Here is a 23,445-nt window from a genome sequence, read left to right as displayed (position 1 = left end):
CAACCTCAAGTATTTTCTTTGGCGGACAGCGTTGTATACTCATCAGCAAGAAAGTCGAGAAGCGCGCGAACGGAGGGAAGAAGACCCCGGCGCGACGGAAAAGCAGCATGGATTATGCCAGTGCGGGGTGCCCAACCGGGCAGGACGTCGACCAGTCGCCCGGCTTTCAGATCCTCATCAATTACCATCGTTGGAAACTGACAAATGCCAATGCCCTGAAGGGCGGCCAGTCGCAGCGCCACCATGTCGTCGGTAATCAGCAAAGGCTCGTAAGGGACTTTAGTCGTTGCGTCGTTCGGGCCTTGCAGTTTCCAATCGAAATTATTCTTTGACGATCCCCAGGCAAGACCGGGCATGTTTGCAAGGTCGGCTGGCGCTGGTCGGTGACCCTCCTGGATCAATTTTGGGCTTGCTACCAGTCGCTGATGGCTTTCCGCCAGTTTTCGTATGACAAGATCGCTATCATCCAGCGGGGGAAACCGCACCCGAATGGCGAGATCAAATCCCTCCCGGATGACATCCACCCGGCGATTGGTGCTTTCCAGTTCGACCTTCACTTGGGGATATTTTGCCATAAAGCGCGCAATCATCTCTCCAACCTGAAAATAGATCACCGAGGCAGCGCAGCTTACGCGCACGGTGCCTTTCGGTTCTGCCTGCATACGGGTAATGACGTCGAGCGCGGCGTCAGCTTCGATCATCATGGCAACGCAATGACGATAAAACTCCTGACCAAGTTCGGTCACGGCGAATTGTCGGGTGGTCCGCTGGATGAGCCGGACGCGAAGATCATCTTCCAGCAGGCCGATCCGGCGGCTCAGCCGCGAGCGCGGTAGCCCGAGTTGTCGGGCGGCAGCCGAAAAGCCGCCAAGTTCCACGACTTTTACGAAGAGGCGCAAATCATTGAGATCTGTCATGAGAGGTCTTTCATTGTCCTGTTTACAGGACAGATTAACCCGAAAGCCGATCTACAGACCAGTTTGTTTCAGTCTTATCTTGCTCTCTGACGATGAATTCATCGCCGTTCACACAGCAGATGAGCCAAATAGGAGACTTGAAATGAGTAGCCCAGCAAACTTCAATGGTCAGCGTCCGGTAATCGATCCGAATGACGCAGTCATGCTTCTCATCGACCATCAGAGCGGTCTTTTTCAGACTGTTGCGGATATGCCGATGCCTGTTCTGCGCAATCATGCGACAGCTCTTGCCCGCATGGCGACACTGATCAACATGCCGGTCATCACCACGGCATCTGTGCCACAGGGCCCGAATGGGCCACTGATCCCCGAGATTCATGAAAATGCGCCGCATGCGCAATATGTGGCGAGACGGGGTGAGATCAACGCCTGGGACAATCCCGAATTCGTCAAAGCCGTCAAGGCGACCGGCCGCAAAACGCTGATCATAGCAGGCACGATTACCAGCGTTTGCATGGCGTTCCCGGCCATCAGCGCTGTTCAGGATGGATATAAAGTATTCGCTGTCGTGGACGCTTCCGGCACCTATTCCAAGATGGCGCAGGAAATTACACTGGCGCGCATTGTTCAGGCAGGCGTGGTGCCGATGGATACGGCTGCCGTAGCGTCCGAACTCCAGAAAACCTGGCATCGCGACGATGCGCAGGAATGGGCGAATGTATATACGAAGATTTTCCCTCCCTATCAGCTTCTGATCGAAAGCTACATGAAGGCGCAGGAAGTCGAAAAAAACAACGAACAGCTCGATTCACAGCGCGGCTGATCAGAAACGAAAAAAGGGCGGCAATCATTGCCGCCCTTTTTACAATGAAGTTGTCTGGTGCAACACTGATCCGCAATACGTGGTCATCATCGCAAGGTGATGGTTTGAATTGATACGATCATATGAATCGATTTTCAATTATCAATATATCATATGATTGACGGTTGACCGCTATTCACGAAATTATGGCCCATCTACATAGCTTATATGCAAGGGAGGTTTGCATGTGGAGGGTTGGAATTGACGTCGGCGGTACTTTTACGGATTTGTTTGCCTGGGAGGAAAAGACCGGCAATCAGGTTACCGCTAAGGTTCTGACAACAAAGCAGGATCGTTCCATCGCAGTCCTTGAATCCATTGAAAAAGCCGGGATCGATATTTCGGATATTTCATATCTGATGCACGGTACGACGACTGCAACCAATGCACTGATCGAGCGCAGCTATCCGGATGCTGCGTTCATCACGACGGATGGTTTTCGCGACACGATCGAAATAGGGCGGCAGCATCGTCAGTATCTGTATGATCCCTACCAGACCAAGCCCAAGCCCGTCATCAAACGGCGTTATCGCTACACGATCCCGGAACGCGTGAATGTTCGTGGTGAATCCGAGCGTCCGATGGATGTCAGTGCGGCACGCGAGGTGGCCGCCAGAATTAAAGAAGCAGGCATTCAGTCTGTGGGCATCGGCTTCATCAACTCCTATGTTGGGTCGCAGCATGAAGAGCAGATGCGCGATATTTTGCTCAAGTATTGCCCCGATATTCACGTTGTTCTTTCTGCGGAAACCCGTCCGATTTTCCGCGAACATGGCCGCTTCGTAACGACTGCTGTTCGTGCGGCATGTATGCCGGTCATGGTGCAATATATGGACGATCTGGAGAGCCGTCTTGACCAACATGGCTTTGCCGGAAAACTACTGATCCTGAAGAGTAGCGGCGGTGTTATGTCGGCGGGTGCAGCACGCCAGCATCCAGAAGACATGCTGGAATCGGGTCCGGCAGGTGGCGTGGCCTATGCCGGCTACCTTACCAAGCAAAGCGGTTTTGAGCGCATTCTGCACACTGATGTTGGCGGCACGAGTTTCGATGTTTCCATTGTCGAGAATGGCAAAGGTCTGATTACGCGCGACCACGAACTCGAGTGGGAAGTGCCGATTGTCGTTCCTATGCTCGACATCCACAGTGTGGGTTCGGGTGGTGGTTCCATCGGCTGGGTTGATCAAGGTGGCTCGCTGCGTGTAGGTCCCAAGAGCGCCGGTTCAGAGCCTGGGCCCGTATGCTACGGCAGAGGCGGTACGCAACCGACAATCACCGACGCCAATCTGATCCTTGGTCGCCTTGATCCGACGCTGAATGGTAAGTTTGATCTGGATGCTACCGCTGCGGAACAGGCTATTTCCGCGCTTGCCGAAAAGATCGGGCTTTCCACGCTTGCAACTGCTGAAGGCATGATCCGGATCGGTTGCGAATATATGGTGCAAGCGGTGAAAAAGGTACTCGTTGCTCGTGGTCGTGATCCGCGCGATTTCGTCTATGCCAGTTTCGGCGGTGCAGGTGCCTTGCACGCATGTATCGTGGCCAAGTCGTTGAATATCCCTAAAGTCATCGTGCCGCCCCATGCGGGTGTCGCCTCGGCATTCGGCGCGACGGCGATGGATCTGCGTCAGGATATCGAGCAGTTCTACCATTCCCCAGTCAAGGAAGCAGACCTCGGCAAGATCAATGCCATCCTTGCGGATCTGGAACCGAGAGCCACGCAGGCCTTGCTGGATCAGGGTCTACAGAACAAAAAGCGATATCGAACTCATCCGAACCGTCCAGATGCGCTATGTGGGGCAATCCTATGAGGTGGAAACACCTCTACCAAAGGGCGTGCTGACGGCTGAACTGCTGCCTGATATCGAGAACGATTTCCACGCCGGTCACAAACAGGATTGCGGTCACATTGTTTATTCGTCAATGTGATTGCGATATTTGATGTTTATGAATGAGCCTGCCCCAAAGTACAAGAATCATCGCTTTGCGATCTTGATTGTAGCGCGTGCGATCTGGCTTTACTTTCGTTTCAATCTCAGCCTGCGTGAAGTTGAAGAAATGGTGCTTGAGCGTGGCGTTGAGGTTTCTTACGAAACAATCCGTCGATGGCGCCGGTCGCATGGCTCTTTGCTCACGTCGCGATTGCGTCGCAAATCACCTTCGGTCAGCGATGTCTGGCATCTTGATGAAATCGTTGTTAGCATCGTTAGAAAGAAATGCTGGCTGTGGCGTGCAGTTGATCAGCACGGATATGTGCTTGATGAGATTGTACAAACCCGTCGAAACACCAAGGCAGCAACGCGTTTGCTGGTTCGGCTTTTGAGGAAACAAGGTTGCGCCCCAAACGTATCGTCACCGATAAGCTGCGATCCTATGGCGCTGCCCGGCGTCACGTCATGGCTAGTGTGGATCTTCGATCACACAAAGGACTAAACAATCGAGCCGAGAATTCGCACTTGCCGTTTCGGAAACGAGAGCGAACTCTGCAAGGCTTTCGATCAATCGGATCTGGGCAACATTTCGTATCTATCTTCTCTGCCACGCGAAACCATTTTGTTCAATCCAATTCCAACAGTTCCCCGGGACACGTCCAAGCGCATCGCAAAAACGCAATCGCTGAATGGAACGTCATAGCGCATCAACTTGCCCGAAGTCCAATTGTCCGCTCCACCACGAGCCTATTTTAAATAATGCGACAGCACCGCTCATTGTTTTTTCATTTGAAGGTTCTGTTGTGGTCCGGATTATTTGGTGCGCCTGATTGTCAATGTCGTGCTTGCCAGTATGATCGCGGTGCCAATAAGCGCTTCTGTGCTGGGGGTGATTTGCCAGACGACCCAAGTAACGACCATCGACCAAGGCAGGCTGGAATAAGCGAAGGGGGCAAGAAACGAAGGCGACGCCATGCGATAGGCTACTGCGCTAAGCCCGAGGGCGAGACTGGAAAAGCAGGCGGCAGCGCAAAAAAGCAACGCATCGGAAGGAGCAACGGGCGTCCAATGCGAAAGAGCAATGGGCATGATGAGAAGCGCCGAGAATCCCGCGCCATAAAAAGCGATCGACCAGATATTATCTTCGGGTGGAATGTGGCGCGAGCAGACTGCATTGATGGCATATAGGAGGCTTGCCGCCGCCACAAATAGCATGGCGGGCTTGAACCCGGTTGTGCCCGGCTGGATAGCCACCACCACCCCGCCAAAGCAAAGCAGTACGGCCGCCCAAGCTGAGAGGCCGATTTTCTCCTTAAGGACGCCCCAGGCAATGCAGCTGATCATTACGGGTGAGAGAAACAGGATGACGGTCGCTTCAGAAACAGTCAGGCTTTCCAGTGAGCGAATATAGAAAAACGCTGCCGTAAGGCCGATAACGCCTCGCAATGCGTGAACATCTATTCGTTTTGTACGGATACTGGTTTGTTTGGTTGCGCATATGTGGATCAGATAGAGTACAGGCAGCGCGATGAGACTGCGTACCAGAATGATTGAGGATACATGGTAGCGGTCAATCAGCAGCTTTGTCATTGTATCGTTCAAAATGTAAGACAGGCTGCTGAAGCAAATGAGAATTGCCGGGACTATTCGTTGCAACATCATGGAAGAAGCTTCCCGGCGGGGGCGTCGAGACTATTGGCGTAGATGGACCCATTGCGCCGCCGATAGGCGCTGTACCCGTTCCTCAAGGATGGAATCGATATCTGCACGGTTTTCCCCATTTTGCCGTTATAATCGATTATAGTTAAATGATTTCAACAAATTAAAAAAAAGTTGGACGTTCAGCCAATATTTGTATTGACTTACAGTCTCAGAATTTGAAAATTTACTCAACAAGTTTTCCAGCAGGAGGGGAAGAAGTGAGGACACGCGTTACCGAGCTTCTGAAGACGCGCTACCCGATCATCCAGGGAGGGATGCAGTGGGTAGGCAGAGCGGAGCTGGCGTCGGCAGTATCCAATGCCGGTGGGCTTGGCATTCTGACGGCGCTGACCCAGCCGACGCCAAAGGATCTGGCGCTAGAGATTGAGCGCTGCCGCCAGATGACGGATCAGTCCTTTGGTGTCAACTTGACCATCCTCCCAACGACCTCGCCTCCTCCTTACGAGGAGTATCTCGATGTAGCGTTGTCTGCAGGTGTCAAGATCATTGAGACCGCCGGACGAAGCCCCAAAGAGTTTATTGCCAAGATCAAATCCGCTGGCGCTATCGTTGTTCATAAGTGCACGGCGGTGCGTCATGCGCTTTCTGCTGAACGCGCCGGGGTTGATGCCGTATCCATCGATGGTTTTGAGGCTGCGGGGCATCCGGGTGAAGATGATATTGGTGGTTTGATACTCTTCGCCGCTGCGGCGCGACAGGTTCGAGTGCCATTGATTGCTTCAGGCGGCATTGGAGACGGTCGGGGCATGGCCGCTGCCTTGATGCTTGGTGCCGAGGGCGTGAACATGGGAACGCGCTTTTGCGCAACCAAAGAAGCGCCAATTCACGACAACATCAAGCAAGCCCTGCTTTCCGCGAATGAACGTGACACCAATCTTATTTTCCGCACCTTCCGCAATACCGGACGTGTTCTGAAGAACACTGTTTCTGATGAGGTTGTGACTATCGAAAATCGCGCGGGAGGCGCGGAATTTTCGGATGTTCAACCACTTGTGTCGGGAAGCCGGGGGCGCGCTGCGCTTTCGACAGGGACCATTGATGACGGTTTGATATGGGCAAGCCAGGCCATCGGGTTGATCAATGATATCCCTAGTTGCGGCGAGCTTATCGAGCGGATGGTTTCTGATTGTCGTGCTGCGCTGAAGGGAGGGCTGGAACTCTTTTCCAATTGATGGGCATAGGCCGCTCGAAACGCCTTGGAGGAGGAACGGTTCGGGCAAGGCCATAAATCAAAGCAAAATGATCTGGCAAGACAATTGCCAAAATGGGAGGAACAATGAAAACCAGGATTATGATTGCGACGGCTGTAGCAATGTTCGCCAGTGCCGCATATGCCAACGAGACGGTCAGCTATGCGTCCTATGGTGGTGCCTATCAGGAAGGCGTGCGTAAGGCCATTCTTGACCAGCTTCCAGCAGATCACGGCATGGACGTTGTCGACTATGTGTTGGCTGGCGGTATACGCGATATCAGAACCAAGGTGCGCGCAAAGGCTGTCGATATCGACGTTGCGGAACTTTATGGTGGTCTTTGCGATCTGGCCGGAACTGAAGATCTTCTTGTGCCACTGGATTACTCCAAGATCCCCAACGCGTCCGGTATCCCAGAGCATCTGCGCAGCAAATACTGGGTTGGTTTTACCGCTTATACGACGGTTCTCGCTTATAACAAAAATGTCTATGGAGACAATCCGCCCAAGAACTGGACCGACTTCTTCGATGTCGAAAAGTTCCCGGGTAGCCGTGCCATTTCCGGCAATTCGCCAGCGACGAACATGGAAATCGCGCTCATGGCGGATGGCGTCGACAAGAAGGATATCTATCCCATCGATATGGATCGCGCGATGGCGAAGTGGCAAAAGCTGAAGCCGGATATTGCGGTTCAGTGGGCCACCGGCGCGCAGGCCACACAGCTGGCCACATCTGAAGAAGTCGACATGCTCTCCATTTGGGCAGCCCGCATTGATGCGGCCATCAAGGAGGGCGCGCCTTATGCCTATAAGCTCAACGACGCCGTGATGGATGTCGAATGTCTCGTCATCCCAAAAAACTCGCCAAACCCCGAAGGCGCGATGCGCTTGATCAATCATTTGCTTGATCCGAAGTATCAGGCACGTCTGCCCGATTACATTTCATATGGTCCGATGAACCAGGACGCGTTTCGTCAGGGTCTGGTCTCACCTGAAAAGGCCGCCAGGATCATCACAAGCGGCGATAACCTGAAACAGCAGCTCATCACCAATATGCCGTACTGGGCGAAACACAGTGAAGAAGCTCAGACGAAGTGGGATTCAACCATGATGAAGTAACCGGCGGTCGGGGTGCGGGTTATTTGAGCTCGCGCCCTGTTTGCTGGTCCAATTCAGGTTCCCATTATTCTCACCGGTTCGACGCCCGGAATAGACGGTGTCGTCAGATGGAACATATAGATGCCTCACTCACCGATCACGGCTCTGCCGGTTACAATCCGGTCATTGTCAAAGCATTATGGATCAGTTCGCGCGGTTGATGATGTCTCGTTCAACATTCAGGCGGGCGAGTTCCTGACTCTGCTCGGTCCGTCGGGCTCCGGCAAGACTAGTCTTCTGATGATGATTGCGGGCTTTTCCAGACCGAATGCCGGATCGATCCGTATTGCCGATCAGGAAATTATTCATCTGCCGCCGCATAAGCGTAATATCGGTATGGTGTTTCAAAACTATGCTCTGTTTCCGCATATGTCGGTGCAGGAAAACGTCGCCTATCCGCTGCGTCTGCGCAAAGTTTCGAAAAGTGATGTGGAGACCCGCGTTAACCGTGTCCTGGATATGGTCCAGTTGTCCGGTTATGGCGCACGGCGCATCAACGAGTTGTCAGGCGGTCAACGCCAGCGTATCGCACTGGCACGCGCTATCATCTTTGAACCGCGCATCCTTCTCATGGATGAGCCACTCTCTGCGCTGGACAAACAGCTGCGAGAGACGATGCAGATCGAAATTCGCAAGCTGCATGACCGTCTTGGCATGACCACCATTTCCGTTACCCATGATCAGCGTGAAGCACTCACCATGTCGGATCGGATCGCTGTTTTCTGCAACGGTAAACTGGCGCAGATTGCCACTCCGGCAGACCTTTATGAGAAGCCTGACAGCCGCTTCGTTGCCGAATTTATCGGCGAAACCAGCTTTCTGCCTTTACACAAAACACCGGATGGCTTCAGCTACGACAACAAGCCCGTGCGCTTTGCTGGTGACGTGTCTGGGCTCGGCGGTGATGCTCTGCTGTCATTGCGCCCGGAACATCTTCGCATTGTCGTTGACGAAGGTCGCGCCGAGCAGAACGGTGACAACATTTTCAAAGGTCTGGTCACCTCATCGATTTATCAAGGCGAGTGCCTCCTCTTCGAGATCATGCTGGATGGCGGCCACAAAGTCTTCACACGTGTCGCGAACCGGTCAGACAATCACGGTTCATTGCCGCGTGCGGGTGAGCGTGTGACGCTCGGTGTTGAAAGAGCGGACACACGCTATGTAAGGGCGGAGGCTTCGTCATGAAGGAAGCAGTCATTTCAGCTCCGATAACGGGCCGGGAACTTGATGAAAACAGCCGCCTCTTGAAAAAGGAGAGACGGAACGAAATCTGGTCGATGCTGGGCCTGACAACGCCTGCACTGCTGATCGTTGGTGTGCTGATGGTGGCGCCGCTGGTGTGGCTGCTCTCCATGTCGGTGATCGATGTGACGGGTCAGATGAGCCTTGAAAACTATCGACTGTTCTTCTCGGAAGAAGCCTATGTTGAGATGTTTCTAAACACGTTCCGGATTGCGCTGATTGTCACGGTCATTTGCGTGCTTTTAGGCTATCCTGTTGCTTATCTGATCTCGATACTGCCGAGCAAATGGGCTGGCCTGTTGATGCTTCTCGTACTGGTTCCATTCTGGACATCGGGACTTGTGCGTACCTTTGCCTGGCTCATTATTTTGCAGCGCAACGGCGTGGTCAACAAGACGCTTGCCTTTCTAGGCGTCATCGACCGGCCGCTCGCGCTTGTGCACAACACGACAGGCACCGTCATCGGCATGGTGCATATTATGGTGCCGTTTCTGGTGTTGCCGCTCTATGCTTCGATGAAGACAATTGACACCAATCTGATGCGCGCAGCCGCGAATGTTGGCTCATCGCCTACCCATGCGTTCTTCCGCATATTCCTGCCTTTATCCATGCCCGGATTGGTAGCCGGCACCGTCATGGTCTTCGTCATGTGCCTTGGCTTCTACATTACACCGGCATTGCTGGGCGGCGGGAGGGTCAAGCTGATTGCGCAACGCATCGAAGAGTCGATCTCGCTTTATCCAACCTGGGGCCCCGCGGCAGCCCTTGCAGTACTTCTGCTTGCGATGACGGCACTGTGCCTGTGGATCAGTCTGGTCCTTGTGCGCTGGCTCTCGTCAGGTCGTTGAGGTGATATCATGGAATCTCACATCTCACATCGTGATCGGCTCTGGCTCTATATTCTGGTTGGCGCAGTCATCTTCTTCCTGATTGCACCCACACTGATTGTTATCCCTGTATCCTTTAGCTCCAGCACCGCACTGATATTTCCGCCTGCTGGATGGTCGCTGCGCTGGTATGATGCCTTTCTTCATCAGGAAAAATGGATCGATGCCTTGTGGGTATCCTTGCGGGTTGCTTTGGGTACCATGGTGCTGGCAACGGTGACCGGCGTCGCCGCATCCTATGCGCTCAATCAGGGCCGGTTTGGCCTGAAGCACCTCATCCGTACCACGTTGGTCGCGCCGCTCGCTGTGCCGTCGATACTGATCGCCATCGGCATATTCTTTGTCTATGCGAGCATCGGCGGAATGCTCAACACGATCTGGGGTATGATACTGGGTCATTCGGTTGTGGCAATGCCATTTGTCATCCTCACGATGACGGCCGGGTTCAGCGCCTATGACGAAAGCCAGGAAATGGTTGCGCGCAGCCTCGGTGCCAATCGCTTCAAGGCCTTCATGACCGTAACACTGCCGCAACTGAAGTTATCAGTGATTACCTCCATGCTGTTGTCATTCCTGATATCTTTCGATGAACTAATCATTTCGTTAATGGTGGCTTCCGGACCTATGTCCACTCTGTCGCGTGTCACATTTGCGACCTTGCGTGATGATGTCGATCCAACTCTCGCAGTCGTTTCAACGGTGATGCTGGTCGTGACTTCGGTGCCCCCATTGTTGCTGCATCTCTACAGTTTGAAGACTGCAAAGAAGGGAGCTCAACAATGATTGAAACGTTGAATGTCGAGTTCGCTGGCTATCTTTCGTTGCAGCGCGATGGGGCCGTCTTGGTCATCCGTATGGTCAAGCCGAAGGTCAATGCGATCTGCCGGACCCTAAGCCGACATCTGGAAAAGGCTGCATTGTATCTTCAGAACGACCCCGATTTGCGTGTTGGTATTCTCACAAGCGGATCTGACAAGGCTTTTTCTGCGGGCCTCGATTTCAATGAGGCGGGTCGCGAAGATCAATCCGGTCCAGGAGCGCTTGAAGGCGGCTTTGGCGGCATCACCACCTTATGGTCCTTGAAGAAGCCCTTGATTGCGGCCATCAACGGTCCAGCCGTTGGCGGTGGGCTGGAACTGGCGCTTGCGTGCGACATGCTTATAGCTGCGGAAAGCGCCTTCTTTCAACTGCCTGAACTGGAGCGTGGGTTGTTGCCAGACGGTGGTGGTCTTCAGCGTTTGCCGCGCCGTATCCCTTATCATGTGGCGACCGCGATGATCTGGACCGGCATGCCTATGAGTGCTCAGGAAGCATTCCGCTGGGGGCTTCTCTATCGCGTGACTTCGAAAGAAGACCTCATGGTCACGGCCATGTCGGTTGCCCAACACATTGCGGGAACAGCGCCGCTGGCGCAACAAGCTCTGAAGGAGGCTTTGCGGGCGGCGGACGGTCTTTCGGAACGCGAAGCCATGCATCTGCGCGCCGACGGACGGGCGGATCTGACCATATACGAGAAAATGCTGACATCGCAGGACATGATCGAAGGGCAGCGCGCCTATCTGGAAAAACGCACGCCGCGATGGAGCGGAAGCTAGAGGATCAATAACAACGGAACGTGCCCTCCACTCTTAGGGCAGAAATGGGAAAAATGTATAAGTTTATCAAAGTCGAACGGCACGGCGCCGTTGGGGTGATCGCGCTCGACCGTCCGGAAGCCAGAAATGCGCTTGGCATGGGCCTGACGATTGAATTGCGCAGGGCTCTTCGCGAAGCGGCATTGGACGCCGAGATGCGCGCATTGATCTTGACCGGTCGCGGCGGCGCATTTTCTGCCGGAGCGGACGTCAAGGAATGGGCAGCGGGCAAGACCAACTGGCCGGATATGAACTGGGTGGAAGAGTCGCTGCGTCTTGTCCAGCAGGTCAACGACATGCCGAAGCCGGTCATTGCGATGATTGAAGGGGCGGCTGTCGGAGCCGGTCTCGATATGGCCCTCGCCTGTGATTTCCGATACGCATCAAAGACGGCCAAGTTCATCTGCTCCTATACCAATGTCGGCTATAATCCCGACTGTGGTGGAACCTGGCTTTTGCCGAGAATTGTCGGATTGGAGACGGCCAAACATTTCGTCTATACCGGCGAATTGTGGAATGCAGAGAAGGCGCTGGATAACAGACTGGTCAGTCATGTCAGTGCGCCTGAGAATCTTTGGGCCGAAACGCTCGCATTTGCACAAAAGCTCGCAAGCGGTCCGACGGTCGCTATCGCGCAAGCGAAGAAGCTTCTCAACGCATCTAATCTTCGCAGCCTGTCCGATCAACAGCTTGAGGAAGTACTGGCCGGGAAAATCTGCGCCAAGTCGAAAGATCATGCAGAAGGTTTGGCGGCGGCCAATGAACGTCGCGCGCCGCGCTTTACTGGTGCCTGAGGGGGATAGAATATGGATTTTTCACTGAGTTTTGAACAGCAGGCGCTCATCGATTCCCTGGAAGAGTTCTGCAAAAGAGAACTTTATCCGCATGAAAACATCGTTGAGGAGTTACGGTACGTTCCTGACGAGATCAAGGACGAGATTAAACAGAAGGCGGAGGATGCCGGGTTTGCTGGCATGAATCTGCCGGAAGAATGGGGCGGGCCCGGTCTCGACAAGCAGACGAAAATGCAGGCGGAACGTGTGCTCGGCAAGGTCAGTTCGGCGTTGACCATGTGTATGAACCGCGGTGTCACGGGCATTCTCTTCAAATGCAAGGGCGAGCAGATTGAGGAATATCTGAAGCCTGCGATCCGGGGAGAGCGCAAGGATGCTTTCGCATTGACGGAGCCGGGGGCTGGTTCTGACGCGCGCGGTATCACCACCAAGGCGGTGAAAGAAGGCGATCATTGGGTCATCAATGGAGTCAAACAATTTATTTCCCATGCTGACATCGCCGATTTCATCATTCTGATTGCCGTTACCGGTGTGGACGAGACACCACGGGGTCGTCGGAAAAGGTTTACGTCATTCCTCATCGACAAGTCTCTGCCTGGCGTCCGCGTTGAGCCGATGAAATCGATCGTGACACGCGGTTACAATCCGACCATGGTGTATCTTGAAGATGTGCGCGTGCATGAGGACAAGATACTGGGCGAGGAGGGCAAGGGCTTTGATATGGCCAATGAATGGCTTTATGACGGTCGCGTTGCCTTGTCGGCGCATTGTGTCGGACGCGCGGAACGCATCTTTGAGATGAGCAAGGAATGGGCGGGAACGCGCAAGGCATTTGGCAAAACTATTGGCGAATTTCAGGGCGTCGGTTTCAAGATAGCCAACATGGCTGTAGATGTTAGGCTGGGCGATCTGATGGTGAAGGAGGCGGCTTGGAAGATCGAAAATGGATTGATGAACCGGACGGAAGCCTCGATGGTCAATTACTATTGCTCAGAGATGGTTTTCCGGGTCGCTGACAATGCGGTTCAGGTCTTCGGGGGCATGGGGCTTATGGAAGAATTCCCGATACAACGCTTCTGGCGCGACGCTCGTATTGAGCGCATATGGGAAGGAACATCGGAAGTTCATCAGGATATTATCGCCCGGGATCTGCTTAACCCGTATCGACAATAATTGACGCAGGATTTCGTATTTTAGAAGGTAGCTGATGAGAAGACAGAGCAAACCACGGCAGACGAATGAAATCAGGAAGCAGGAGCTGATCATTGCTGCGTTGAATTCGATCATCAAGAACGGATATCTGAATTCGACGATTAACACGATCAGCGATGAATCCGGGTTCTCGCGCGGACTGATCAATCATTACTTTGCCAGCAAAGAGGATTTGCTGACTGCTGCTCATCGTTATTATCTTCAAAATGCGGATGACTTCTACCGTCATCTGATGACCTCGACCACCACCGGCAATTTCCAACGGCTGATTTTTGCAGCATCCGGCCCGTTTCTGCGCGATATCGGGTATCATCCACTGCTGATCCATTACATGAGCGCAGCCTGGGTGGTGCCTGAGATACTCGCACTCCATCGCAGTCTGTGGGGCAAGTACCGGTCGTTTATCGAGCGTCGGCTGCTGGCCGTCGCCCATGACAAGGGTATGGAGATTGATGTACGGCTGGAAGCCATCACACTGACCCAACTGGCGGATGGCTTGTGGCTTGGTCGTGTGATGGAACAGACCTACACGGATGAAGAATGCTGCATCATTCTTCGCAGATGGCTTTGCGGTCTGTTCGGCGAGAAGCCGGAGGACTACCCGTTGAGGCCAGACTTCGGGGTGGATGAGTTCCCAACATCAGCGCCTTTGCCAAAGAGATTTAATACCTATCCCAACCAATCCGACGGTCACTGACTCGTCGCGGAGGCGATAGGGAGCGTTCACGGGAGGAAAGAATGCTAAAGACCCATGCGCTTGCGCAGGATGGATTCGTGCGCCCAGCGTTGCGAGAAAATTTCAGGCGATTGCTGGCGCCAAAGACCATGGCCTTCATTGGAGGTGGTCAGGTTGAATCGACTCTGAAAACCTTGCGCGAGCAGGATTTTGCAGGCGAAGTTTATGTGGTCAATCCAAAGCGCAACGAGATTGCCGGATATCCATGTGTTGCATCGATTGCCGATCTGCCGGTCTCTCCCGATGCGGTCTTTCTGGCTGTGAATGCCGACGCCACGATTGTCGCGTTGCGGCAACTGAAAGCGCTTAAGGCCGGGGGCGTCGTTTGCTATGCCTCCGGATTCTCCGAGATCGGCGAAGCGGGCATGGCACGCCATGAGGCGTTCATTGAAGCGTCCGGCGATATGGCTGTGGTCGGTCCCAATTGTTATGGCCTTGTCAACTACGTCAATCACGGCAGCATTTGGCCAGCTCTTTATCCGCAGCTCAAAGGCGGCCGCGGCGCGGCCGTCATCTCGCAAAGCGGCAATGTCACGGGGCATCTGGTGTCCAACAGCCGTTCGGTCCCTTATTCCTACCTTATCAGCGCGGGTAATCAGGCTGTCCTCGGCTTTGAAGACTATATTGACTGCCTGATTGATGATCCCAATGTCACCTGTCTTGGCCTGTTTATGGAGGGTATCCGCGATGTGGAAGCCTTTTCACGGGCCTGCCTGCGTGCACGGTCTAAGAAAATCCCGGTGATTGTCTACAGGTCTGGCCGGTCGGAGTTGGGCGCAGTTATGGCGGCTAGCCATACCAGCTCGCTGGCAGGGCAAAATGAATATTACGAAGCACTGTTCAAAAAACTCGGCGTGTTGGAAACCGATACCGTTCCGCAATTTCTGGAGATGATGAAACTCGCTTCGATCAGCGAACCTTTGGGCGGCGATCGGGTTGCGGTGTTCTCAAGTTCGGGCGGCGACAACGGACTGGCCGCTGACTATTGCTCGTTCTCAGGCTTGAAACTGCCTCAGCCGGACAAACATCAGGTCGATACGATCAAGCCGATGTTGCCGGATTTCGGGCATGTTTCCAATCCGCTCGACTTTACAGCCGGTTACTGGGGCAGCGAGCCGTTGCTCACTCCGATGTTTACAACGATGCTCGAGGGTGAAGTCGATGCCGGAATTCTCGTGATCGATTATCCGCCTGTCGGATCACCCTACAAAGACAAAACAGCTCATCAGGCAATGGATCGCGCTTTGGCTTCCGCGGGACGTGCAACCGGCAAGCCGGTCTTTCACGCATCGGTCAATACTGAGAGCATTCCTCCGGAAGATGCCGCCATGCTCATCGAGCAGGGAATTGTGCCTTTGAACGGCTTGCATGACGCGGCTCGCGTTATTGCATTGTGGGCCGGATATTGCGGAATGATCGCAAACGACGTTGCGACCGGATGCGAGAGAAATTTGGTGCCGCCGCGAGCCAGAAAGAGGTCTTTGGATGCCGATGCTCGGGTTGTGCATGAGGCAGAATCCAAACGGCGGCTGAGCGCCTTTGGGTTGCCCATACCGGCGGGACGTGTCGTTTCCCTTCCAGAGATAAGCGCTCTCCCCGAACATTTCGAAAAGCCGGTCGTGTTGAAAGTGCTGCATGAAAAGCTGGCACATAAGACCGAGGTTGGCGGCGTTGCATTGAACATCAAGTCGCGCGCTGACGCGATGATCGCTGCCGAGAAGATGGTCGCGTCGGTTGAACGTCACGATCCGTCAATCAGGCTTGAAAACTTCCTGCTTGAGCCGATGCAGTCCGCGCTCCTTGCCGAACTGATTGTCGGCGTCAAGCGGGATCCGCTATTCGGTCAGGTTCTGGTGATTGGTGCAGGTGGAATTCTGGTGGAGCTGCTCAAGGATGCGGCTACCTTGCTTCTCCCGGTCAAACGGGATGAAGTAAGATCCGCTCTGCAAAATCTGAAGAGCTTCAGTCTGCTCGACGGTTTCCGCGGGCGGCCAAAGGCTGATTTCGAAGCGGTTGTGGATGCAATCATGGCAATCGCCAACTATGCCGACGCGCATCAAGAGACCCTGCTTGAACTGGACGTTAATCCATTGATGGTGGGGCCTGATAGTGCCGTCGCCGTGGACGCACTCATAGTTGAGGCAGTTGGGGCTTGACCTAAGCCCCACGCTTGTGGCGGGATACTGTAATCTGGGGTTGGAGGAAACATGACCGATAATAGCCTAACCGGAGCCGAAGCTCTTGTGCACACCCTCGTTGAAGGGAAAGTCGATACGTGTTTTGCCAATCCCGGTACCAGTGAAATGCACTTTGTTGCCGCGCTCGATACCATTCCGGGTATCCGGTGTGTGCTGGGGCTGCAGGAGAATACGGTTACCGGAATGGCCGACGGCTATTATCGTGTGACCCAGAGGCCAGCAGTCACGCTTCTTCATTGTGGACCCGGCTATGCCAATGGCATTGCCAATATCCATAACGCAAAACGCGCGGGCAGCGGAATGCTGAACATTGTCGGCGATCACGCGATGGATCACGTCGCCTATGACAGCCCGCTGACGGCGAATGTCGAGGCACTTGTTGGCGGTACGTCGCAATGGGTTCGCTTTGGGACTGATCCGGCGAAGATTGGTGAGGATGCACTGGCGGGATTGGCTGCCGCATCGTCCGATAATGGCAAAATCGCTTCGCTCGTGCTTCCAGCGGATGTATCCTGGAGCCAAGGCGGTGTGATCGCCCGGGATTATACAGCCGGAAATCCCGAGCCATTCGATGACGAGGCCGTCAATAAGGTGGCCAAAGCGCTTGGTTCAGGAAAGAAGGCGCTGTTACTGCTCGGCACGGCAGGGCTAGCCGCTGATCTACATCCAGTTCTTCATGGAATATCCGTCAAGAGCGGCGCAACATTGATGGGAAGTCCGATGATTGCGCGACAACCCAAAGGACGGGGACGCCTGAACCTGCCAGCGGTACCTTATTCAGTTGCAGATGCTGTTCGTACGCTGGAGCCTTTTGACATTGTTGTTCTGGTGGGATGCCCGCCGCCGGTCGGATTTTTCCGCTATCCGGGACTGCCCAGCCTCACGCATCGAGAAGATGCAGAAGTCCTGACATTGTGCACGCCGGGCGAAGATGCCCATGGTGCGCTTGCGGCGCTGGCTTCTCGCATCGAAGCCAGCCCGATAGATGTACCCGTTCAAAGTGAAGAGTTGCGTAGTCCTCAATCGGGCCCGATTACGCCCGAAACCCTGGCCCGGATTGTGGCCTCGCAGTTGCCGGAAGGTGCAATCGTTATCAACGAGGCTTTGACTTCGGGCGGTGGATTTGAGGCGGTTATGCCCTTGGCTGCGCCATGCGATTGGCTGGCTGTCACTGGGGGCGCTATCGGTGGCGGCATTCCACTCGCTACGGGTGCAGCTATCGGCGCCCAGGCGATGGGCGCCGATCGGCGTGTGATCACTCTGCAAGCAGACGGTTCCGCAGCCTATACATTGCAAGGCCTGTGGACACAGGCGCGCGAAAACTTGCCGATCACAACGCTTCTCCTCAACAACCGGTCCTATGCGATCCTGCTCGGTGAATATGTCAAAGTTGGCGCAAAGCCCGGTGAGACAGCGCGGGATATGATGAGCCTCGACAGGCCAGAGCTTGACTGGGTTTCTCTGGCCCGGGGTTTTGGTGTCGATGCCGTATCGGTTTCAGACAATGCTGCCCTCGCAGCAGCGCTGAAATCGGCCTTGTCCAAAGACGGACCAATGCTGATCGACGTTCGTTTGTAACGCGAATACGCTGATGTCCGGCCCGATGTCCGCCTCACAGAAATATGAACGCAATCTGCTGATTTACTGAAGACTGCGTCGTGACCGTCACCCAGTGCAAGATAACACCAGAATAAACAGTGATTACATATGCATTTTGAAAGCGCCGGGACCGCTTTTCACTTGCAAGACTTCGGTTGCGCGACCTGAGCAACCGAAGTCCGGTTGCCAAAAAACCATAATTGCTCCACATAGATTGTCACTGAACATTTTCGCGCTGAACAACAGGCCAACTCTTGAAACGTCTAAAATTTGGTTCCCTTTGCCTCTTTCTGGCAACCGTCTCTCCTGCACTTGCCTTTGAGGCTGGTTCACCGCCAGCGCTCGAACCGCAACCGCAGCAGGTCGAGGCTGCGCACCTGACCGCAGAATTCCTGACGCGTTTCCATTATAAGCCTGTGCCGCTCAACGATGCTCTGTCGGCCAAGATCATGGACCGGTTTATCAAATCGCTGGACCCGGATCGGCTGATCTTCCTCAAATCGGACGTTGACGGTTTCATGGCCGACAAGTCCAAGATTGACGACGCGATCAAGCAGGAAAATCTGAGCATCCCGTTTTCGATCTTCAACCTGTATGAAAAGCGCATTACCGACCGCATGACCTATGCGCGCAGTCTGCTCAACACGAAGTTTGATTTCAGTGAGCAGGAAACCTATCCGCTTATGCGCGACAAGGCGCCATGGCCCGCGACAGACGAGGAAAGCAAGGATCTTTGGCGCAAGCGCGTCAAGAATGACTGGCTGCGCCTGAAGCTGGCAGGCAAAGATGATGCCTCCATCCGCGATACGCTGGAAAAGCGCTATCAGAACTCGCTGGAACGTATTTACAAATACAAAAGCGACGACGTTTTCCAGATGTTCATGGCGGCCTATACGACCTCGGTTGATCCCCATACGGATTATTTCGGTGCAAGTGCATCTGCCGAGTTCGATATATCGATGAAGCTTTCTCTAGTTGGTATCGGCGCGGTGCTGCAGGAGAGGGACGATTATATCACGATCCGCGAGCTTGTTGCCGGCGGACCGGCTCAGGTGTCAGGAAAGATCGCTGTCGGCGATCGCATCACGGGCGTTGGTCAAGATGAAAACGGGCCAATGAAAGAAGTGGTCGGCCAGCGCCTTGATGAAGTCGTGCAGTTGATCCGTGGCGCCAAGGGTTCAACGGTGCGTCTGGATATCTTGCCAGCCAATGCCGGTCCGGACGCGAAGCATCAGATCATCAGTCTGGTCCGCGACAAGATCAGCCTTGAAAAGCAGGCTGCGCAGAAATCGGTTCTCGATGTCAAAGACGGCAATGGTACCCGCAAAATCGGCGTTATCACGTTGCCCGCTTTCTATGAGGATATCGAAGCGCGGAGAAAAGGTGACAAGGATTATCGCAGTGCCAGCCGCGATGTCGCCAAGCTTATCACCGAGCTGAAAGAGGACAAGGTCGACGGCATCCTGTTCGATCTTCGTAACAATGGCGGCGGCTCGCTGTCGGAAGCCATTGAGCTGACCGGTCTTTTCGTTGGAAAGGGACCTGTGGTCCAGCAGCGTAACGCTAACGGCAAGGTCAAGGTTGAAAGCGACGATCTTCCGACCCCCGCATGGCAAGGGCCGCTCGGCGTGCTGATCAATCGCGGTTCGGCATCCGCATCCGAAATCTTTGCCGCAGCGATCCAGGATTATGGCCGGGGCGTGATTATCGGCGAACCGAGCTTCGGTAAAGGCACCGTGCAAACGGTGGTCAATCTTGACGAGGTCGCGCATAATCCCGAACCAAAATTCGGTGAGCTGAAACTGACGATCGCCCAGTTCTTCCGTGTGAACGGAGGCACGACGCAGCTGCGTGGTGTGACGCCGGATATCAGCCTGCCCGGGCTTTTCGATCTCAAGACCGTTGGCGAGTCGAGCTTCGACAATGCCTTGCCGTGGAGTGAAGTGAAGCCGGCAAAATACAAGCGCCTTGGCGATATCAAGTCCTTGTTGCCCCAGTTGCAGAGCCTTCATGATGCCCGCGTCAAGGATGATCCTGAATTCCAGCAGTTTGTGGAAGATATCGCTGTATTGAAGACGCAGCGCGAAAAGACCGAACTCTCTCTCAATGAAACGGAACGCCGCAACGAAATGACGGCGGAAGAAAACCGTCTGAAGTCGCGCAAGAAGTCCGATGATGGTTTGAGCAGCAGTCCCGATGATGGTCTTCAGTCCAATGAGCGGAGCCTGAGCGCAGATATTGCTATTGAGAAGACCCGCAAAAATGCCAAGGATGTTTTGCAAACCGAAGCGGCGGGGATCGTGGCCAATCTGTCGGATTTGCAGGCTGGAGCCAAAGCTGCGGCGAAGTAGTCGAAACAGAGTTCGCCACTATGCGGAATACTTCGCATAGTGGCGAATATCGTTCCCGGACCATTCAGGCCTAAATGGCCGCGGCTTTACTGTCCGATCTTGACGACCAGTTTCCCGAAATGTCCGGCGCCTTGGAGAGCATTATAGGCGTCCTCGGCTTGGCTGAACGGATAGACCTTGTCGATTTGCGGCTTGACGCCGGTGCGGACAAGGGATGCAAGCGTTGAAACCGGGCCGACATAAATGCCCTGCAGGGTAATCCGCTTTTCCAAAATAGCGGCGGTTTCGATGGGTCCGTTAAACCCTGTCAGTACGCCCATAAGCGATATACGTCCATCAAAGCGCGTCGCCTTGAGGGTCTTGTTCAGCGTGGCCGGACCTGCCGGATCGACGGCCAGATCAACGCCCACATTATCGGTGAGCCGCAGCACTTCATTTTCCCAATCGGGATGTGTTTGATAGTTTATAAGGTGGTCAGCACCGAGCTTTTCAGCCCGCTCCAGCTTTTCGTCGGAACTCGATGTAATGATGACGCGAGCGCCCGCCATTTTGGCAAGTTGCAAGGCGAAAATCGACACGCCTCCCGTGCCAAGGAGCAAGACTGTCTCGCCGGGCTGGATTGGCCTTCTTCCAAAAAGCGCTGACCATGCCGTGACACCGGCGCAGGGAAGCGTTGAAGCTTCTTCAAATGTCATCGTGTCCGGTATCCGCACGACACCGGTTGCCGGTACGACGATGCGTTCGCTCAACACGCCATCGACCGTATTGCCGCCAAGGCTTGCAGCCTTCTTCGCCTCAGAAAATGGACCTTCCACCCATTCAGGCATGAAGCCGATGACCACACGATCACCAATGGCGTAATCAGTTACGCCTTCTCCGATAGACGATATGACGCCCGCTCCATCAGACAAGGGGATACTGTCCTTGGTGCGCTTTGCGACAATAAGATCGCGATAGTTCAACGATGCAGCACGCAAATCGACTGCAATCTCTCCGCGACCCGGCTTGCGATCCTGCTTTTCAACCAGCTTCAGGCGTGGATTTTCGTTTCCGGTCAGAATGTAACTTTGCACGGCATTGTCTCCTTTAATGCCAGAACAAATAAGCCTATATTGACCTTCGAAAAAGTACGTACAAATTTGGCATGTAGTATCATGGATGATAGTGTCAGGGCGCGCGGTAAACGGCGAAACGTCAGCAAAACAGGCTGTGCGGTAGAAGCAACGCTTTCGGTTATTGGCGGCGTGTGGAAGCCGGTTATCCTCTTCCATCTGCTGAAAGGAAAGCTGCGCTTCAACGCGCTATGCAGACTTGTTCCGGCAGCCACGCCACGGATGCTGACTTTGCAACTTCGGGAACTCGAAGCGGACGGCATCATCAGCCGCACTGTTTTTCCGGAAGTGCCGCCAAAGGTGGAATATGAGCTGACGGACCTTGGCCACTCTCTGGCACCCATATTGATCAGTATGCGTGACTGGGGTGAGCGTATGCAGGGCGATCAAGCGCAGCCGGGAGCAAAGTGCTGAGTTGGTTACATCGGGGTGACTTCATCCTTGACGGGCGGCCACTTGCGCGTTTAAGCGGAAGGGCAGACGGAACCAACAGCGGAAGCCTCTGCCAATGAGCACTTTGCGCATTCTCCCTAGCGCCGATATCCCTGAACTGCCGAACCGCTACAACGGCAAGGTTCGCGAGAATTACGATCTGCCCGATGGCAGCCGCATCATCATCTCGACCGACCGTTTGAGCGCATTCGATGTTATCCTGACGTCGATCCCGTTCAAAGGTCAGGTTTTGACGCAGACGGCGTCTTACTGGTTCGAGGAAACGGCTGATATCTGCCCGAACCATGTTCTGGCCTATCCGGATCCGAATGTCGTCATCGGCACACGATTGAATATTCTGCCGGTTGAGGTGGTTGTCCGCGGCTATCTCGCAGGAACGACCAGCACCTCGATCCTCACGAAATACCGCAAGGGCGAGCGCCAGATGTATGGCGTCACATTGCCGGATGGTCTGAGGGACAATGAGAAGCTGCCGCATCCGATCATCACGCCGACGAGCAAGGCTTTCGATGGCGGCCATGATGAGCCGCTGTCCGGTGAGGAAATTCTTGAACAAGGCCTGCTGACTGCAGAACAGTGGGAAACCGTGTCGCGTTATGCGCTGGCGCTTTTCGAGCGCGGACAGGCGCGTGCGGCTGAGCGCGGACTGATCCTTGTCGATACCAAATACGAGTTTGGAACAGACGCTAACGGCCGCATCATTCTTGCCGATGAAATCCATACACCGGATTCAAGCCGTTACTGGATTGCCGACAGCTACGAAGCGAGCTTTGCTTCGGGCAGCCGCCCAGCAAGCTTTGACAAGGATTTCGTGCGGGCCTGGGTCACGGAGCGTTGCGATCCTTACAAGGATCCGATTCCGGAAATTCCGTTTGATCTGATCGAACAGACTTCGAAGGTCTATATTCAGGCCTACGAACAGATCACCGGCAAGACTTTCGAGCCTGATCTGACTGGTGAGACGGTTCTGGATCGTGTTCGCGCCAATCTCGCGCCTTACTTCGTGAAGAAGGCTCTAGCCGCCAAGCCGAAAACGCGCGCGCCGCGCAAGAAGGCAGAACCCAAGCCAGTGGTGGCAAAGCCAGCCGCAAAGGTAACCAAGGTTGCTACAGCCGTCGCCGCACCGGTAGCTGCCACGAGAAAGAGATATTCTCCGGCTGAACGTGCTTCCATTCTCGCTTCTGTCGCAAAGGCATTGAAGAGCGGTGAAACCACGCTGAAAGCTGCGTTGCAACAGACTGACATCAGTGAACAGACTTACTACAACTGGAAAAACGCTGCTGGAAAGACGGCGGCACCTGTGACTGTGAAGTCATCTGAGGGCGACGATCTGAAGGCGCTTGTGGCGCTGGAAGCTGAAAATTTGAAGCTGCGCAAGGAACTGGCTGCAAAACTCCGAGCCGAGAATGCCGAATTGCGCAAGCGTCTCGGCAAAGCATAAAACTTTA

The 23,445-nt window shown here is 54.3% G+C and carries 19 protein-coding genes and 2 pseudogenes; 18 read left to right on the top strand and 3 right to left on the bottom strand.

Going from position 1 to position 23,445, the window contains the following annotated elements:
- Window positions 1-5 precede the first annotated feature (5 nt).
- The gene (locus QBD01_RS17025; RefSeq protein ID WP_280993800.1) at window positions 6-917 is read right to left on the bottom strand and encodes a LysR family transcriptional regulator; all 912 of its coding nucleotides are present in this window, start codon (window positions 915-917) and stop codon (window positions 6-8) included.
- A 142-nt stretch (window positions 918-1,059) separates the two neighbouring features.
- Between QBD01_RS17025 and QBD01_RS17020 the strand changes: the two genes are divergently transcribed.
- The 3 genes and pseudogenes from QBD01_RS17020 (at window position 1,060) to QBD01_RS17010 (ending at window position 4,466) form a co-directional block, all read left to right on the top strand.
- Window positions 1,060-1,740: a hydrolase gene (locus QBD01_RS17020; protein ID WP_280993799.1), complete on the top strand. Its 681-nt coding sequence runs from the start codon at window positions 1,060-1,062 to the stop codon at window positions 1,738-1,740.
- Window positions 1,741-1,964: 224 nt separating this feature from the next.
- Window positions 1,965-3,590, top strand: a complete 1,626-nt coding sequence (locus QBD01_RS17015) for a hydantoinase/oxoprolinase family protein (RefSeq protein ID WP_280993798.1) — start codon at window positions 1,965-1,967, stop codon at window positions 3,588-3,590.
- Window positions 3,591-3,720: 130 nt separating this feature from the next.
- Window positions 3,721-4,466, top strand: a pseudogene (locus tag QBD01_RS17010) (IS6 family transposase).
- A gap of 57 nt (window positions 4,467-4,523) precedes the next feature.
- On the opposite strand, the gene QBD01_RS17005 reads toward QBD01_RS17010, so the two are convergent.
- A complete protein-coding gene (locus QBD01_RS17005) occupies window positions 4,524-5,372 on the bottom strand; it encodes a DMT family transporter (protein WP_280993797.1) in 849 nt (282 codons plus the stop codon).
- A gap of 257 nt (window positions 5,373-5,629) precedes the next feature.
- Here QBD01_RS17005 and QBD01_RS17000 point away from each other — a divergent pair, with 257 nt between their 5' ends.
- The 12 genes from QBD01_RS17000 to QBD01_RS16945 all read left to right on the top strand — a co-directional run bounded on the left by QBD01_RS17000 (window position 5,630) and on the right by QBD01_RS16945 (window position 20,432).
- A complete protein-coding gene (locus tag QBD01_RS17000; RefSeq protein WP_280993796.1) occupies window positions 5,630-6,604 on the top strand; it encodes a nitronate monooxygenase family protein in 975 nt (324 codons plus the stop codon).
- A gap of 104 nt (window positions 6,605-6,708) precedes the next feature.
- On the top strand, window positions 6,709-7,740 hold the full coding sequence (locus tag QBD01_RS16995; protein WP_280993795.1) for an ABC transporter substrate-binding protein: 1,032 nt from the start codon (window positions 6,709-6,711) through the stop codon (window positions 7,738-7,740).
- A 120-nt stretch (window positions 7,741-7,860) separates the two neighbouring features.
- Entirely contained in the window at window positions 7,861-8,964 is a 1,104-nt protein-coding gene (locus QBD01_RS16990; protein WP_280993794.1) for an ABC transporter ATP-binding protein, read from the top strand.
- Window positions 8,961-9,869 (top strand): ABC transporter permease, encoded by a 909-nt coding sequence (locus tag QBD01_RS16985; protein WP_280993793.1) that lies wholly within the window; start codon window positions 8,961-8,963, stop codon window positions 9,867-9,869. The genes QBD01_RS16990 and QBD01_RS16985 overlap by 4 nt, the downstream gene beginning before the upstream one ends.
- A gap of 9 nt (window positions 9,870-9,878) precedes the next feature.
- Window positions 9,879-10,691 carry an ABC transporter permease gene (locus QBD01_RS16980; RefSeq protein WP_280993792.1) on the top strand — a complete coding sequence of 271 codons (813 nt, stop codon included), beginning with the start codon at window positions 9,879-9,881 and terminating at the stop codon, window positions 10,689-10,691.
- Window positions 10,688-11,503, top strand: a complete 816-nt coding sequence (locus tag QBD01_RS16975) for an enoyl-CoA hydratase-related protein (RefSeq protein ID WP_280993791.1) — start codon at window positions 10,688-10,690, stop codon at window positions 11,501-11,503. The genes QBD01_RS16980 and QBD01_RS16975 overlap by 4 nt, the downstream gene beginning before the upstream one ends.
- Before the next feature lie 53 nt (window positions 11,504-11,556).
- Window positions 11,557-12,336 (top strand): enoyl-CoA hydratase/isomerase family protein, encoded by a 780-nt coding sequence (locus QBD01_RS16970; protein ID WP_280993790.1) that lies wholly within the window; start codon window positions 11,557-11,559, stop codon window positions 12,334-12,336.
- A gap of 12 nt (window positions 12,337-12,348) precedes the next feature.
- Window positions 12,349-13,509, top strand: coding sequence for an acyl-CoA dehydrogenase family protein (locus tag QBD01_RS16965; protein ID WP_182521538.1), 1,161 nt, complete (start codon window positions 12,349-12,351; stop codon window positions 13,507-13,509).
- Between the two features lie 34 nt (window positions 13,510-13,543).
- On the top strand, window positions 13,544-14,245 hold the full coding sequence (locus QBD01_RS16960; RefSeq protein WP_280993789.1) for a TetR/AcrR family transcriptional regulator: 702 nt from the start codon (window positions 13,544-13,546) through the stop codon (window positions 14,243-14,245).
- Between the two features lie 41 nt (window positions 14,246-14,286).
- Entirely contained in the window at window positions 14,287-16,440 is a 2,154-nt protein-coding gene (locus tag QBD01_RS16955; protein WP_280993788.1) for an acetate--CoA ligase family protein, read from the top strand.
- Window positions 16,441-16,491: 51 nt separating this feature from the next.
- Window positions 16,492-18,060, top strand: a complete 1,569-nt coding sequence (locus QBD01_RS16950) for an acetolactate synthase large subunit (RefSeq protein WP_280993787.1) — start codon at window positions 16,492-16,494, stop codon at window positions 18,058-18,060.
- A gap of 275 nt (window positions 18,061-18,335) precedes the next feature.
- Window positions 18,336-20,432, top strand: coding sequence for a carboxy terminal-processing peptidase (locus QBD01_RS16945; RefSeq protein WP_280993786.1), 2,097 nt, complete (start codon window positions 18,336-18,338; stop codon window positions 20,430-20,432).
- Window positions 20,433-20,518: 86 nt separating this feature from the next.
- On the opposite strand, the gene QBD01_RS16940 is transcribed toward QBD01_RS16945, so the two are convergent.
- Window positions 20,519-21,505 (bottom strand): NAD(P)-dependent alcohol dehydrogenase, encoded by a 987-nt coding sequence (locus tag QBD01_RS16940; protein ID WP_280993785.1) that lies wholly within the window; start codon window positions 21,503-21,505, stop codon window positions 20,519-20,521.
- On the opposite strand from QBD01_RS16940, the gene QBD01_RS16935 reads away from it, so the two are divergent.
- The 3 genes and pseudogenes from QBD01_RS16935 to QBD01_RS16925 all read left to right on the top strand — a co-directional run bounded on the left by QBD01_RS16935 (window position 21,500) and on the right by QBD01_RS16925 (window position 23,438).
- Window positions 21,500-21,958, top strand: a complete 459-nt coding sequence (locus tag QBD01_RS16935) for a winged helix-turn-helix transcriptional regulator (protein ID WP_392391428.1) — start codon at window positions 21,500-21,502, stop codon at window positions 21,956-21,958. The two genes, QBD01_RS16940 and QBD01_RS16935, sit on opposite strands and share 6 nt — an antisense overlap.
- A gap of 103 nt (window positions 21,959-22,061) precedes the next feature.
- Window positions 22,062-23,000, top strand: a pseudogene (locus tag QBD01_RS16930) (phosphoribosylaminoimidazolesuccinocarboxamide synthase); the annotation flags it as partial.
- Window positions 23,001-23,438: a transposase gene (locus QBD01_RS16925; protein ID WP_280993853.1), complete on the top strand. Its 438-nt coding sequence runs from the start codon at window positions 23,001-23,003 to the stop codon at window positions 23,436-23,438.
- Window positions 23,439-23,445: the final 7 nt, after the last annotated feature.

The organism is Ochrobactrum sp. 19YEA23 (genome assembly GCF_029909865.1).
Lineage (GTDB): Bacteria > Pseudomonadota > Alphaproteobacteria > Rhizobiales > Rhizobiaceae > Brucella > Brucella gambitense.
Note: the sequence above shows the minus strand (reverse complement) of the source record. Positions and strands in the feature narration are given on the sequence as shown.

Bases quoted from the DNA above. Each gene is read 5' to 3' on its own strand.
- QBD01_RS17025 (WP_280993800.1), bottom strand. From the start codon at position 917: ATGACAGATCTCAATGATTTGCGCCTCTTCGTAAAAGTCGTGGAACTT.
- QBD01_RS17020 (WP_280993799.1), top strand. From the start codon at position 1,060: ATGAGTAGCCCAGCAAACTTCAATGGTCAGCGTCCGGTAATCGATCCG.
- QBD01_RS17015 (WP_280993798.1), top strand. From the start codon at position 1,965: ATGTGGAGGGTTGGAATTGACGTCGGCGGTACTTTTACGGATTTGTTT.
- QBD01_RS17005 (WP_280993797.1), bottom strand. From the start codon at position 5,372: ATGATGTTGCAACGAATAGTCCCGGCAATTCTCATTTGCTTCAGCAGC.
- QBD01_RS16995 (WP_280993795.1), top strand. From the start codon at position 6,709: ATGAAAACCAGGATTATGATTGCGACGGCTGTAGCAATGTTCGCCAGT.
- QBD01_RS16990 (WP_280993794.1), top strand. From the start codon at position 7,861: ATGCCTCACTCACCGATCACGGCTCTGCCGGTTACAATCCGGTCATTG.
- QBD01_RS16985 (WP_280993793.1), top strand. From the start codon at position 8,961: ATGAAGGAAGCAGTCATTTCAGCTCCGATAACGGGCCGGGAACTTGAT.
- QBD01_RS16980 (WP_280993792.1), top strand. From the start codon at position 9,879: ATGGAATCTCACATCTCACATCGTGATCGGCTCTGGCTCTATATTCTG.
- QBD01_RS16975 (WP_280993791.1), top strand. From the start codon at position 10,688: ATGATTGAAACGTTGAATGTCGAGTTCGCTGGCTATCTTTCGTTGCAG.
- QBD01_RS16970 (WP_280993790.1), top strand. From the start codon at position 11,557: ATGTATAAGTTTATCAAAGTCGAACGGCACGGCGCCGTTGGGGTGATC.
- QBD01_RS16965 (WP_182521538.1), top strand. From the start codon at position 12,349: ATGGATTTTTCACTGAGTTTTGAACAGCAGGCGCTCATCGATTCCCTG.
- QBD01_RS16960 (WP_280993789.1), top strand. From the start codon at position 13,544: ATGAGAAGACAGAGCAAACCACGGCAGACGAATGAAATCAGGAAGCAG.
- QBD01_RS16955 (WP_280993788.1), top strand. From the start codon at position 14,287: ATGCTAAAGACCCATGCGCTTGCGCAGGATGGATTCGTGCGCCCAGCG.
- QBD01_RS16950 (WP_280993787.1), top strand. From the start codon at position 16,492: ATGACCGATAATAGCCTAACCGGAGCCGAAGCTCTTGTGCACACCCTC.